The 14,294-nt window shown below is 69.8% G+C and carries 5 protein-coding genes, 1 tRNA gene and 1 rRNA gene; 6 read left to right on the top strand and 1 reads right to left on the bottom strand.

All coding sequences use genetic code 11. The annotated features are described in order from the left end of the window. Positions 1 to 10: 10 nt before the first annotated feature. Positions 11 to 127 (top strand): 5S ribosomal RNA (gene rrf / locus SCWH03_RS26935). A 317-nt stretch (positions 128 to 444) separates the two neighbouring features. Then, positions 445 to 517, top strand: a tRNA-Thr gene (locus SCWH03_RS26930). A 60-nt stretch (positions 518 to 577) separates the two neighbouring features. Here SCWH03_RS26930 and SCWH03_RS26925 read toward each other — a convergent pair. Next, positions 578 to 3,232, bottom strand: coding sequence for a SpoIIE family protein phosphatase (locus SCWH03_RS26925; protein WP_173267319.1), 2,655 nt, complete (start codon positions 3,230 to 3,232; stop codon positions 578 to 580). Between the two features lie 272 nt (positions 3,233 to 3,504). Here SCWH03_RS26925 and SCWH03_RS26920 point away from each other — a divergent pair, with 272 nt between their 5' ends. The 4 genes from SCWH03_RS26920 (at position 3,505) to SCWH03_RS26905 (ending at position 14,265) form a co-directional block, all read left to right on the top strand. Continuing rightward, positions 3,505 to 9,000 carry a HAMP domain-containing protein gene (locus tag SCWH03_RS26920; RefSeq protein ID WP_173267318.1) on the top strand — a complete coding sequence of 1,832 codons (5,496 nt, stop codon included), beginning with the start codon at positions 3,505 to 3,507 and terminating at the stop codon, positions 8,998 to 9,000. 306 nt (positions 9,001 to 9,306) lie between these two features. Then, a complete protein-coding gene (locus SCWH03_RS26915) occupies positions 9,307 to 9,984 on the top strand; it encodes a response regulator (RefSeq protein WP_173267316.1) in 678 nt (225 codons plus the stop codon). A gap of 476 nt (positions 9,985 to 10,460) precedes the next feature. Beyond that, on the top strand, positions 10,461 to 13,238 hold the full coding sequence (locus SCWH03_RS26910; protein WP_173267314.1) for a DNA translocase FtsK: 2,778 nt from the start codon (positions 10,461 to 10,463) through the stop codon (positions 13,236 to 13,238). A 205-nt stretch (positions 13,239 to 13,443) separates the two neighbouring features. Continuing rightward, positions 13,444 to 14,265, top strand: coding sequence for a helix-turn-helix domain-containing protein (locus tag SCWH03_RS26905; protein WP_173267325.1), 822 nt, complete (start codon positions 13,444 to 13,446; stop codon positions 14,263 to 14,265). Positions 14,266 to 14,294 lie beyond the last annotated feature (29 nt).

Here is a 14,294-nt window from a genome sequence, read left to right as displayed (position 1 = left end):
TTCATAGAGTTTCGGTGGTCATAGCGTGAGGGAAACGCCCGGTTACATTCCGAACCCGGAAGCTAAGCCTTTCAGCGCCGATGGTACTGCAGGGGGGACCCTGTGGGAGAGTAGGACACCGCCGAACAATTATTGAGCCTCAACCCCCGGGTGAATACTCGGGGGTTGAGGCTTTTTGGCGTTCCCCAAGTGATGTCCCGTTGTCTTCGGTGAATCAGCGCGCGGAGTCGGATGCGGTGTATCGCCGGGCGGAGGCCGTCCTCGTACCGGGTGCACCCCGGGTGAATCGACAACGCGCCGGAGAGACCCGGCCGGGGCCGGCCGCACGAGGTGGACTTACCTTGCTGACGTGCACTCAGAGAGTCGCCCGACTGATTAGGAGCACACGTCAGTTCGGGGTATGCTTCATTCCGTTGCCGAGTAGACGACCACACAAGGCAACAGGCCCCTATAGCTCAGTCGGCAGAGCGTCTCCATGGTAAGGAGAAGGTCAACGGTTCGATTCCGTTTGGGGGCTCCGATCGATACAGGCCCCCCGCCTCCCGGCGGGGGGCCTGTTGCGTACCCGTGTCCCGTGTCAGCTTCCGTGCGGTTCAGGTACGCGCATCGCGAGGATCGCCATATCGTCCGAGGCCGGCTCGGCCGCGAAACGCTCGACCGCGCGGAGCACACGTGCCGCGACCGCCCCGGCCGTCAGGCCCGTGCACGTCGTCAGGACATCGGTCAGACCGTCGTCCCCGAGCATGCGGGTGCCCTCACGCCGTTCTGTGACACCGTCGGTGACACAGAGAAGCACGTCGCCCGGATCGAGGGTGACTGTCTGCTCGTAGAGCTCCAAATCCTCCATCACCCCCAGCAGCGGTTGCGGCTCGGCCGCGGGCTCCACGGAGCCGTTCTGGCGCAGCCGCAGCGGCAGGGGGTGCCCGGCGCAGACGACCTTCAGCAGCGCCGAGCCGTCCTCCTGGGGCCAGAGCTCGCCGTACAGCAGGGTGAGGAAACGGCTGCGGGAACCCTCGTCGAGGATCGCCGCGTTGAGCCGCTCCAGCACCGCCGGACCGCCGAAGCCCTCCCGTGCGAGCAGCCGCAGTGCGTGGCGGGCGAGGCCGGTCACCGCGGCCGCCTCGGGGCCCGTGCCGCAGACGTCACCGATGGCGAAGCCGTACGCCCCGTCGCGGATCGGGAAGAGGTCGTAGAAGTCCCCGCCGACCTCGTTTCCCTCGCCGGCCGCCCGGTAGATGACCTCCACCTCCACGCCCGGTACCTGCGGCAGGCCCGGTGGCAGCAGGCTGCGCTGCAGTGACTGGCTGATGGCCGTGCGCTCGGAGTAGAGCCTGGCGTTGTCCAGCGCGAGGGCGGCCCGGCGGGAGAGGTCCTCGGCCAGTTCCAGGATCTCCTGGCGGAAATGGTCGTCGGACGGTTTGCCCAGCGTCAGCATCCCGATGACGCGGTTGCGGGCCACGAGGGGAAGGACCACCGTCTCGCCGCCGACCGCGGAGGCCGTGGCCAGAGTGGTGCCGATGCCGGACGACATATGGGCGGCGCCGAGGCCGAGTTCACGCATGGAGGTGCGCAGAGCGGCCTGGTGCGCCGCCTGGGCCGGGGCGGTCCATACGCGGGCGCCGGGCGCCGGAACCGGGTCCGGCGGTTCGATCTTGGAGAGCAGGGCCTTGAGGCCGTCGATGCGGTCCTCGTCCTCGTGCAGGACATACGAGAGGTAGGGCTCGGAGGACTGGTCGGAGATCGTGTAGACCGCGCACCAGGTGGCGAGCGTCGGCACGGTCATCTGCGCCATCAGGGCCAGGGTCTGGTCGCGGTCGAGCGTGCCCGCCAGCAGGTCCGAGGCCTCGACGAGGAAGCTGAGGGATCCTCGGCGCAGCCGCTCCAGCTCGCCCAGCCGTGCGGACTCGACGGCGAGTGCGATCCGGTCGGCGGCGAACTGCAGGCGCAGCGCTTCCTCGTTGGAGTAGCGGCCCGGGACCTCGGCGGCGACGCCCAGGGAGCCGGTGAGCCTGCCCTCGACCTTCAGCGGGACGGTGACGACGGAACGCATTCCGGTGCCGCCGAGGAGAGGAACCGCACCGGGGACCGAGGTGAGGTCCTCGTGGACGGCGGGCATACGGGCCGAACCGTAGCGGCCCGTGCCCGCCTCGACGGGAACCCGGGCGAAGCGCTGGCGGGCCGAGGGGAGCCCGGTGGTGGCCCGTACCTCGAGTTCCGTCTCGTCGTCGGTGGCCAGCAGGAGGAACGCCGCGTCGCCGTCGAGCATGTCGCGGGCGCGTTCGACGGTGCGCCGGAGGAGGCCGTCGAGATCGTCCGGCGCCGGGGAGCCGATGAAGACCTCGAACGGGTCCGCGCTGCGGTGGTCGCGGGCGGTGCCGTCCGCCGAAGGGGCGCGCGTCGGCGTCCGGAGCACGGCCCGCTCGTAGTCGCGCACCAGCAGGCAGACGGTGGACGCCTCGCCCCGGGTGTCGCGTACGCGGAGGTGGGAGGCGTAGACGGGGACCACCCGGCCGTCCATGCCGCGGATGCCGTAGCTGCCCTCCCAGCGGGAGAGCCGCAGTGCCTCCGCGAGGCCGGTGCCGATGCCGGGGGTCTGCGGCCAGGCGGCGAGGTCGCCGAGCGGCTTGCCGACCACCTGGTCCGCCGCGTACCCGAAGAGGTGTTCGGCGTCGTCGTTCCATGAGCCGACGGCACCGTTGCGGTCGATCTGGACGACGGCGACGCGGACGCGCTCGTCGGCGACGGGAAGAAGGTCGACCGGGAGGACCGGGCCCGCCGAGCGCGTCCCCACGGTGCGCTGCGGAAGGTCGAGTCGGAACCAGACGTGCTTGCGGGTCGGCGTGTACTCGACGCCCCAGCGGGAGGCGAGGGCGGCGCAGAGCAGCAGTCCGCGCCCGTTCTCCCGGTCGGGGTGGGCGACGGCTCTGCTGCCGCTCTGGATGGGGATCTCGCGTTCCGGATAGCGGTCGGCGACCTCGATCCGCACGCCTGCCCCGGTCCGCAGGCAGAGCACGTCCGCGGCGGTACCCGCGTGGATCACCGCGTTGGTGACGAGTTCACTGGTGAGGACGACGGCGTCGTCGACGACATCGCAGTACCCCCAGCCCTGGAGGGTGTCGCGGACGAACGTGCGCGCCGTGGCCACCGACCGTCCCTCCGGGGCGAAGCATGCGGCCGCCCGTGCGGTGATCTCGGAACTGCTCGTACGCATCTCGACGCCCGGCTCGGCCATGGTCGATGTCCGCCCCTCCCGGTGCCCGGTCTGGTAGTCCTTGCGCCATGCCGCCCCCCGCCGGGCGACCGGGGCGGTTGGACAGCCGGATGCCAGGTTACTTACCTTCGCTGTCCGAGCGGATGCCGGTCACCGCCGTTTCCGCCTTACAGGGGTGGGGACGCTATGCGAAGCTGCCGAACTGTTATGGCCTGGTTCGGCCGTGGTGAAACACTGGGCAAGCTTGCTGAGACAACCCGAGCTTTACGGGCGACCCCTGCGGGAGGGACAAGGTGGAGTCTGGTGCGACGGCGCGTGGCGAGGGCACGCGCGCACAAGGCGGACAGTCCCGGAGGAATCAGTCACGCGGGGGAACCACCCAGGTGGACACCGCGGCACTGAACCGGCTTCTCGCCGCCCTGTCGGCCATGCGGGACGGAAACTTCCGTAAGCGGCTGACCGTTTCGGGCGATGGCGTGATGGCCGAGATCGCCGCCGTCTACAACGAGGTCGCCGACCGCAATCTGCATCTGACCGGGGAGCTCGCGCGTGTCCGGCGTGTCGTGGGCCGTGAGGGGAAACTCACGGAACGCCTCGCCCCCGGCGCCTGCGAGGGTTCCTGGGCGGCCGCGATCGAGGCGTCCAACGAGCTGGTGGACGATCTGGCGCGCCCGGTGTCCGAAGTGGGCCGGGTGCTGTCGGCGGTGGCTGAGGGCGACCTGGAGCACCGCATGGAGCTCCGGTCGCACGCGGCGGACGGCTCGGGTGGGGCGGTGCGGCCGCTGCGCGGCGAGTTCCTGAAGGTCGCGCGCACGGTGAACAACCTGGTGGACCAGTTGTCCGCGTTCACCGACGAGGTGACGCGGGTGGCGCTTGAGGTCGGTACCGAGGGCAAGCTCGGCGGCCAGGCCCAAGTGCGCGGTATGTCCGGTTCATGGAAGGATCTCACGGATTCCGTGAACACCATGGCGTACCGGCTCACGGCGCAGGTCCGCGACATCGCCCTGGTGACCACGGCGGTCGCCAAGGGGGACCTGTCGCGCAAGGTCACCGTGCATGTCGCCGGCGAGATGCTGCAGCTGAAGAACACCGTCAACACGATGGTCGACCAGCTGTCCTCGTTCTCCTCGGAGGTGACCCGGGTCGCCCGTGAGGTGGGTACCGAGGGCGAACTGGGCGGCCAGGCGACGGTGCCGGGGGTCGCCGGCGTGTGGAAGGACCTCACCGACTCCGTCAACACGATGGCGGGCAATCTGACCTCGCAGGTGCGGGGCATCGCCGAGGTGACGACGGCGGTGGCGAACGGCGATCTGTCGCAGAAGGTCACGGTGAGCGCGCGGGGCGAGGTCGCCCAGCTGGCCGAGACCATCAACCAGATGACCGAGACCCTCCGCACGTTCGCGGACGAGGTGACCCGGGTGGCCAGCGAGGTGGGCGCCGAGGGCCTGCTCGGCGGCCAGGCCCAGGTGCCGGGTGCCGCGGGCACCTGGAAGGACCTGACCGATTCGGTCAACACGGTCTTCCGGAACCTGACCACCCAGGTGAGGGATATCGCGCAGGTGACGACGGCGGTGGCGAACGGTGATCTGTCGCAGAAGGTCACGGTCGACGTCGCGGGCGAGATGCTCGAGCTGAAGAACACCGTCAACACCATGGTGGACCAGTTGCAGTCGTTCGGTTCCGAGGTGACCCGGGTGGCGCGGGAGGTCGGTGTCGAGGGCCGGCTGGGCGGGCAGGCCGCTGTGCCGGGCGCGGCGGGCACGTGGAAGGACCTGACCGATTCGGTCAACACGGCGTTCCGCAATCTCACCGGTCAGGTGAGGGATATCGCGCAGGTGACGACGGCGGTGGCGAACGGTGATCTGTCGCAGAAGGTCACGGTCGACGTCGCGGGCGAGATGCTCGAGCTGAAGAACACCGTCAACACCATGGTGGCGCAGCTGTCCTCGTTCGCCGACCAGGTGACGCGCATGGCCCGGGACGTGGGGACGGAAGGCCGACTCGGCGGCCAGGCGCGGGTCGACGGAGTGTCCGGCACCTGGAAGGAACTCACCGACTCCGTCAACTTCATGGCGGGCAATCTGACGTCGCAGGTGCGCCAGATCGCCCAGGTGACCACGGCGGTGGCGCGGGGTGATCTGTCGCAGAAGATCGATGTGGACGCGCGGGGCGAGATCCTGGAGCTGAAGAACACCATCAACACGATGGTGGACCAGCTGTCGGCGTTCGCCGAGCAGGTGACCCGGGTGGCGCGTGAGGTGGGCACGGACGGGCGGCTCGGCGGCCAGGCGCAGGTGCCGGGCGTGGCCGGGGTGTGGCGGGACCTGACGGACTCGGTGAACGGCATGGCCGGGAACCTCACGGCCCAGGTGCGCAACATCGCCCAGGTCGCCACGGCGGTGGCGCGGGGTGATCTGTCGCAGAAGATCGATGTGGACGCGCGGGGCGAGATCCTGGAGCTGAAGAACACCCTCAACACGATGGTGGACCAGCTGTCGTCGTTCGCCGAGCAGGTGACCCGGGTGGCGCGTGAGGTGGGCACGGAGGGCATCCTCGGCGGCCAGGCCGAGGTGCAGGGAGTCTCCGGTACCTGGAAGGACCTCACCCAGTCCGTCAACTTCATGGCGAACAACCTGACCAGCCAGGTGCGCAACATCGCCGAGGTGACGACGGCGGTCGCCAAGGGCGATCTGTCGAAGAAGATCACGGTTGACGCCAAGGGCGAGATCCTGGAGCTGGTCACGACCGTCAACACGATGGTGGACCAGCTCTCCAACTTCGCCGACGAGGTGACGCGGGTGGCGCGGGAGGTGGGCACCGAGGGCATCCTCGGCGGCCAGGCCCGGGTCCGAGGTGTCACGGGCATCTGGAAGGACCTCAGCGACAACGTCAACCTGATGGCCAACAACCTGACCAGCCAGGTGCGGAACATCTCCCGGGTGTCCTCGGCGGTCGCCACCGGCGACCTGACGAAGAAGGTGACGGTCGAGGCCCGTGGCGAGGTCGCGGAACTCGCCGACACCGTCAACACGATGGTGACGACCCTGTCGTCGTTCGCCGCAGAGGTCACCCGGGTGGCGCGGGAGGTGGGCACCGAGGGCATCCTCGGCGGCCAGGCGCGGGTGCCGGGCGTCGCCGGCACCTGGAAGGACCTGACCGAGTCGGTGAACTCGATGGCGTCCAACCTGACCGGTCAGGTGCGGCAGATCGCGACGGTCACCACCGCCATCGCCAAGGGCGATCTCACCAAGAAGATCGACATCGATGCGCGGGGCGAGATCCAGGACCTCAAGGACACCATCAACACGATGGTCGACCAGTTGTCGTCGTTCGCCGAGGAGGTCACCCGGGTGGCCAGGGAGGTGGGTACGGACGGCATGCTCGGCGGTCAGGCCCGGGTGCGCGACGTGGACGGCACCTGGCGGGACCTGACGGAGTCGGTGAACGAGATGGCCGGGAACCTGACCCGGCAGGTGCGCGCGATCGCCGCCGTCGCCACCGCGGTGACCCGCGGCGATCTCAATCTGAAGATCGACGTGGACGCGGCCGGCGAGATCCAGGTCCTGCAGGACAACATCAACACGATGATCGCCAACCTTCGGGACACCACCCTCGCCAACGAGGAGCAGGACTGGCTGAAGGGCAATCTGGCCCGTATCTCCGGTCTGATGCAGGGCCGCCGGGACCTCGACGACGTCGCCTCGCTGATCATGAGCGAGCTGACACCGGTGGTCTCGGCGCAGCACGGTGCCTTCTTCCTCGCCATGCCGACGGGCGGCGGGGACGAGCTCGGCCCGGGCGGTGAGAGCTCGTACGAGCTGGTGATGCGCGCCAGTTACGGCTACTCGGCCGGGCTGATGCCCACCTCGTTCCGGCCGGGTGAGACCCTGATCGGCACGGCGGCCGAGGAGAAGCGGACGATCCAGGTCAACGTTCCGCCGGGGTATCTGAAGATCTCGTCGGGCCTCGGTGAGGCGTCGCCGGCGCATGTGATCGTGCTGCCGGTGCTGTTCGAGGGCAAGGTGCTCGGTGTGATCGAACTTGCGTCGTTCCAGCCGTTCACCCAGATCCAGCGCGATTTCCTCAACCAGATCGCCGAGATGATCGCCACCAGCGTCAACACCATCAGCGTGAACACCAAGACCGAGGTGCTGCTCATGCAGTCCCAGGAGCTGACCGAGCAGCTGCGGGAGCGCTCGGAGGAACTGGAGAACCGGCAGAAGGCACTGCAGTCCTCGAATGCGGAACTGGAGGAGAAGGCCGAGCTGCTGGCCCGGCAGAACCGCGACATCGAGGTGAAGAACACCGAGATCGAGGAGGCGCGGCAGGTGCTGGAGGAGCGGGCCGAGCAGCTCGCCGTCTCCATGCGCTACAAGTCCGAGTTCCTGGCGAACATGTCGCACGAGCTGAGGACCCCGCTCAACTCGCTGCTGATCCTGGCCAAGCTGCTGGCGGACAACGCGGACACCAATCTCACGCCCAAGCAGGTGGAGTTCGCCGAGACGATCCACGGGGCGGGGTCCGACCTGCTGCAGCTGATCAACGACATCCTCGATCTGTCGAAGGTCGAGGCCGGCAAGATGGACGTCAGCCCGACCCGGATCGCCCTGGTGCAGCTCGTCGACTATGTGGAGGCGACGTTCCGGCCGCTCACGGTGGAGAAGGGGCTCGACTTCTCGGTGCGGGTCTCGCCGGAGCTGCCCGCGACGCTCCACACGGACGAGCAGCGGTTGCTGCAGGTGCTGCGCAACCTGCTCTCGAACGCCGTGAAGTTCACCGACACCGGGGCCGTGGAGCTGGTGATCCGGCCGGCCAGTGCCGATGTGCCGCAGTCGATCCGCGAGCAGCTGCTGGAGGCCGGTTCGCTGCGCGAGGCCGACGGCGATCTGATCGCCTTCTCGGTCACCGACACCGGCATCGGGATCGCGGCCAGCAAGATGCGGGTGATCTTCGAGGCGTTCAAGCAGGCCGACGGCACGACCAGCCGCAAGTACGGCGGTACGGGCCTGGGGCTGTCGATCAGCCGGGAGATCGCCCGGCTGCTCGGGGGCGAGATCCACGCGGCGAGCGAGCCGGGCCGCGGTTCGACGTTCACGCTGTATCTGCCGCTGCGCCTCGGCGAACTGCCGCCGCAGGGCTATCCGCCGCTCGTGCCCGGTTCCGAGGCGCAGGCTGCGGCGCTTGGCGACATGCGGCAGGCCGAGTATCCGCCCGGCGCGCAGGGGCCCTCCGCCGGGGAGCCGAACGGGGCCGGCGGTACGCTGTTCCGCCGCCGCCGCAAGGCGCTGGGGGCCGCGGACCTGCGGGACGCGCTGCCCGGGCAGCCCACGGCGGCCACGAGCTTCGTGGCTGAGCCCTGGACGGGGCTGTCCCCGCAGGAGCAGGGCAAGGAGCCGCGCCGCGCCTACCAGTTCCACAGTGAGAAGGTGCTGATCGTCGACGACGACATCCGCAATGTCTTCGCGCTCACCAGCGTCCTGGAACAGCACGGTCTGTCCGTGCTGTACGCGGAGAACGGGCGGGAGGGCATCGAGATGCTGGAGCAGCACGATGATGTGGCGGTCGTGCTGATGGACATCATGATGCCCGAGATGGACGGCTATGCGACGACGACCGCGATCCGCAGGATGCCGCAGTTCGCGGGGCTGCCGATCGTCGCTCTCACGGCGAAGGCGATGAAGGGGGACCGGGAGAAGGCGATCGAATCGGGTGCTTCCGACTACGTCACCAAGCCGGTCGATCCTGATCACCTTCTCGCTGTGATGGATCAGTGGATGCACGGAAAGTGACGATGGTTGCTCAAGTGCACATCACAGTCTGATTGCGGATCGTAGGGATTCCCGTGAACCGCTGACTGGCCGTGCCCGGAAGCGTGTGGGGAGGGAGAATCCGGGGAACCTTCTCGTCTCCCACCGCGTTTCCGCGGTGTGCGCGGTGACATCGCGGTGACAGGGTGTGGCGACGGGCGGGGTGCGGCTACCATGACCGGCACAAGGACGGGCGGCGCAAGGGAGTCGTCCCTCGGGGCGGCGCCCGGTGTCTCCGCCGGCTCATCGAGCCGGGGAGAGCCAAAGCCGGGGCGAGGAGGGCGAGGCATGGTGCAGAAGGCCAAGATCCTCCTGGTCGATGACCGGCCGGAGAATCTGCTGGCGCTGGAGGCCATCCTCTCCGCGCTCGATCAGACACTGGTTCGGGCATCGTCCGGGGAGGAAGCGCTCAAGGCGCTGCTGACGGACGACTTCGCGGTCATTCTGCTGGACGTTCAGATGCCGGGAATGGACGGGTTCGAGACCGCAGCGCACATCAAGCGCCGGGAGCGGACCAGAGACATCCCGATCATCTTCCTCACCGCGATCAACCACGGCCCGCACCACACCTTCCGCGGTTACGCCGCAGGCGCGGTGGACTACATCTCCAAGCCGTTCGACCCCTGGGTGCTCCGGGCCAAGGTCTCCGTCTTCGTCGAGCTCTACATGAAGAACTGCCAGCTGCGCGAGCAGGCGGCCCTGCTCCGGCTCCAGCTGGAGGGCGGGCTCGGCGCGGGCGAGGCCAAGGAGCCTGCGGGGCTCCTCGCCGAACTGTCCGCGCGGCTGGCGGCGGTGGAGGAACAGGCCGAGGCGCTCTCCAAGCAGCTCGACGACGAGTCCGCGGACGCGGCGGCCGTCGCCACCGCGGCCCACCTCGAACGCAAACTCACCGGACTGCGCAGAGCGCTGGACGCCCTGGAGCCCGGCGCGGGCGCCGGTTCGCCCGCGCTTCCGTCCCAGAGCTAGTGCTGAGCCGGTGCCGCGACCGGAACGGTTCCAGCGGCCCGTGCCACCTGAGCGGCGCCTCGCGCCCCTTTCGCGCTGCCTGGGGGCCGTCCCCCGTAGGAGGGACGCCCCCCGGCCTGGTGACGCCTCCTCACGTCCCGGGGGCCGGGAGGAGGCACGGCGCCCGGGCTCTTGGATCCCAGGGGCCCGGGAGACCCCGGGCACCAGGCCCGGACGCTCCCGGCACCCTCACCGCGGTGCTTTCCGGCGGACCGTTCTCCTGCTGCTTTTGTCCCGCAGCCACCGCCGGGACCGGTCGAGGGCCGCAGGCGCGGCACACGCGCGGCACGCCCGCGGCACACGAAGGGGGCACCCGAACGGCACTGGTGAACGGCCGCTGAGCGAATGTCAGCTCGCGGACACCCCAAGGACGACACGAACGGGTGAACCGGTGGGCACGCGTGTCCCTCGCCTTCCACACCGGTAACCTCACCACCATGGCCTCACGTACGTCCGGCAAGGGTTCCCCAGGCGCGTCGGGTACCGCGCAGCCGCGCTCCGGCCGTACGACCGGTGCCGCGAAGAAGGCGGCGCCCGCCAGGAAGGCCACGGAGCGGAAGCCGGCTGCCAAGCGCGCTCCGGCCCAGAAGACGCCCGCCCGCAGGGCGGTGGCGAAGAAGGCCGCGCCCAGGCCCGCGCCGAACCCCACCGGCGGTGTCCTGTGGCTGATCCGCGCCATGTGGCTCGGCGTCGCTCACGCGGTCGGTGCCGTGTTCCGCGGCATAGGACGCGGAGCCAAGGGGCTCGACCCCGTGCACCGCAAGGACGGGCTCGCGCTGCTGCTGCTCGCCCTCTCGCTGATCGTCGCCGCGGGCACCTGGTCCGATCTGCGCGGCCCGGTCGGCGACCTCGTCGAGATGCTCGTCACCGGTGCCTTCGGCCGGCTCGATCTGCTCCTGCCGATCCTGCTCGCCGCGATCGCCGTAAGGCTGATCCTCCACCCCGAGCAGTCCGACGCCAACGGCCGTATCGTCATCGGGCTCACGGCGCTGGTCGTCGGCGTGCTCGGACAGGTCCACATCGCCTGCGGCTCGCCGGGACGCGGGGACGGCGAGGAGGCGATGCAGGCGGCGGGCGGCCTGATCGGCTGGGCCGCCTCCAGGCCGCTGGTCCTCATGATGACGGAGGTGCTCGCCGTACCGCTGCTGGTGCTGCTCGCGGTCTTCGGTCTGCTCGTCGTCACCGCCACCCCGGTCAACGCGATCCCGCAGCGGCTTCGCGGGCTCGGGGTCCGCCTCGGGCTGCTGGAGGAACCGTACCGGCGAGGTGCGGACGAGGCCGGAGAGCCGGGGGAGCGCGAGGAGGAGTGGCACGAGGCGACCTCCCCGCCCCGCCGCACCTCTGTGCGCCGGGGCGCCGAGGGGTACGGCACCGACACGGCCGAGGAGGCGGCGCTGTCCCGGCGCAGGCGGCGAGGACCCTCCACCCAGCCCGACGCCGGACGGCCGATGGACGCCGTCGACGTCGCCGCTGCCGCCGCTGCCGCTCTCGACGGGGCCGTCCTCAACGGCATGCCGCCGTCGCCCGTCGTGGCCGGTCTGACCCGCGACCTCACCGCCGACCGGGAGCGCGCCGCCGGGCCGCTGCCAGGTGTGCGGAAGGCGCGGCCCGCGCCGGCGGTGCCCGCGGAGGCGGCGGAGACGCAGGCCCCTGCGGGCTCGGTGCCCGATCTGACGAAGCCCGCTCCCGACACGCCGCAGTCCCTGCCCCCGCGGGCCGAACAGCTCCAGCTCTCCGGTGACATCACCTACGGGCTGCCGTCCCTGGACCTTCTGGAGCGCGGCGGGCCGGGCAAGAGCCGCAGCGCGGCCAACGACGCGATCGTCGCCGCGCTCACGAATGTCTTCACGGAGTTCAAGGTCGACGCCGCCGTCACCGGTTTCACCCGCGGTCCGACGGTCACCCGCTACGAGGTCGAACTCGGCCCCGCCGTCAAGGTGGAGCGCATCACCGCGCTGACGAAGAACATCGCCTACGCCGTGGCGAGCCCCGACGTGCGGATCATCTCGCCGATCCCCGGCAAGTCCGCCGTCGGCATCGAGATCCCGAACACCGACCGGGAGATGGTCAACCTCGGCGACGTGCTGCGGCTGGCGGACGCGGCCGAGGACGACCACCCCATGCTGGTCGCACTCGGCAAGGACGTCGAGGGGGGCTACGTCATGGCCAACCTGGCGAACATGCCGCACATCCTGGTCGCCGGCGCCACCGGCTCCGGCAAGTCCTCCTGCGTCAACTGCCTGATCACCTCGGTGATGATGCGGGCCACCCCCGAGGACGTGCGGATGGTCCTCGTCGACCCCAAGCGGGTCGAACTCACGGCCTACGAGGGCATCCCGCACCTGATCACGCCGATCATCACCAACCCCAAGCGGGCCGCGGAGGCCCTGCAGTGGGTCGTGCGTGAGATGGACCTGCGCTACGACGACCTGGCCGCCTACGGATTCCGGCACATCGACGACTTCAACCGGGCCGTGCGCAGCGGCCGGGCCAAGGCTCCCGAGGGCAGCGAGCGCGAGCTCCAGCCGTACCCCTACCTGCTGGTGATCGTCGACGAGCTGGCGGATCTGATGATGGTCGCCGCACGCGACGTCGAGGACGCCATCGTCCGGATCACCCAGCTGGCCCGTGCCGCCGGCATCCATCTGGTCCTGGCCACCCAGAGGCCGTCGGTCGACGTGGTCACCGGCCTGATCAAGGCGAACGTCCCCTCCCGGCTCGCCTTCGCCACCTCCTCACTCGCCGACAGCCGGGTCATCCTGGATCAGCCGGGCGCGGAGAAGCTGATCGGCAAGGGCGACGGCCTGTTCCTGCCCATGGGAGCGGGTAAGCCGACCCGGATGCAGGGCGCCTTTGTGACCGAGGAGGAGGTCGCGTCCGTCGTACGCCACTGCAAGGAGCAGATGGCCCCCGTGTTCCGGGACGACGTGGTGGTCGGGACGAAGCAGCAGAAGGAAGTCGACGAGGACATCGGCGACGACCTCGACCTGCTCTGCCAGGCCGCCGAGCTGGTGGTCTCCACGCAGTTCGGCTCGACGTCCATGCTGCAGCGCAAGCTCCGGGTCGGCTTCGCCAAGGCGGGCCGCCTCATGGACCTCATGGAGTCCAGGAGCATCGTGGGCCCCAGTGAGGGCTCGAAGGCGCGCGACGTGCTGGTGAAACCCGATGAGCTGGATGGAGTGCTCGCGGTGATCCGTGGGGAGTCTGATTCGTAGGAAAGGGCGGGGCAACCGTTTCCCCCGGCTGTACGTCACGTTGGATGGAGAGCGGGGCGTTCCCCGCTCTCCCCGCTCTCCATACCAATGTGACGTACGGCCATTCCGATGGCGTACAAACTGCGTCCGCCCGGTTGCCCCACCCTTTCGTACCACCCCTAGACTGAACCTCCAGCAGGTGGCTACACGCTCGAAAGGCGCCCCCGTGTCCATCGGCAACTCCCCCGAAGACGGCCGTCCTTCCCTCGAAGACGACGGGCCTTCGATCGGCCGCTCGCTCCGGCAGGCGCGTACCGACGCAGGTCTGACCGTCGACGAGCTCAGCATCTCCACCCGTGTGCGCGTCCCCATCGTGCAGGCGATCGAGCAGGACGACTTCTCGCGCTGCGGCGGCGACGTCTACGCCCGCGGGCACGTCAGGACGCTCGCGCGCGCCGTGGGGCTGGATCCGGACCCCCTCGTCGCGCGGTACGACGCCGAGCACGGCGGACGTCCCTCGCCGACACCGGCGGCCCCGCTCTTCGAGGCGGAGCGCATCCGTCCGGAGCGCAGGCGCCCCAACTGGACCGCAGCGATGGTCGCCGCGATCGTCGCCGTCATCGGCTTCGTGGGCTTCACCCTTTTCAGCGGCCCTGACGGAGCCGGCAGCACCAAGCAGGTCGCCGAGGGCTCCGCACCCGAGAGGAGCAGCCCCCTGCCGTCTCCGGCGAAGCCGGCGGCGCCCGAGCCAGAGGCCTCGGAGAGCGCCATCGCCGCCGTCCCGCAGGACAAGGTGACGGTGAAGCTGACGGCGGTCGACGACAAGAGCTGGATCTCCGCCAAGTCCGCCCACGGCAAGCTGCTCTTCGACGGGCTGCTCCTGGCGGGCGAGTCAAAGACCTTCCAGGACGACGAGCGGCTGGATCTCATCCTCGGCAACGCGGGCGCCATCGAACTCTTCGTGAACGGCAAGAAGGTCGAGGACGAGTTCGAAAGCGGGCAGGTGGAGCGGCTCTCCTACGCCAAGGGCGACCCCGAGGCCGGCTGAACGCCGCCGGCACCGGGCGGCCCCTCGAC

This window comes from Streptomyces pacificus (assembly GCF_011766325.1).
Taxonomy (GTDB): domain Bacteria; phylum Actinomycetota; class Actinomycetes; order Streptomycetales; family Streptomycetaceae; genus Streptomyces; species Streptomyces pacificus.
This window is presented reverse-complemented; position numbering and strand designations above follow the sequence as displayed.

What these genes read in the sequence shown, in the direction of transcription:
- SCWH03_RS26925 (WP_173267319.1), bottom strand. Translation starts at nt 3,232, where the DNA reads ATGGCCGAGCCGGGCGTCGAGATGCGTACGAGCAGTTCCGAGATCACC.
- SCWH03_RS26915 (WP_173267316.1), top strand. Translation starts at nt 9,307, where the DNA reads ATGGTGCAGAAGGCCAAGATCCTCCTGGTCGATGACCGGCCGGAGAAT.
- SCWH03_RS26910 (WP_173267314.1), top strand. Translation starts at nt 10,461, where the DNA reads ATGGCCTCACGTACGTCCGGCAAGGGTTCCCCAGGCGCGTCGGGTACC.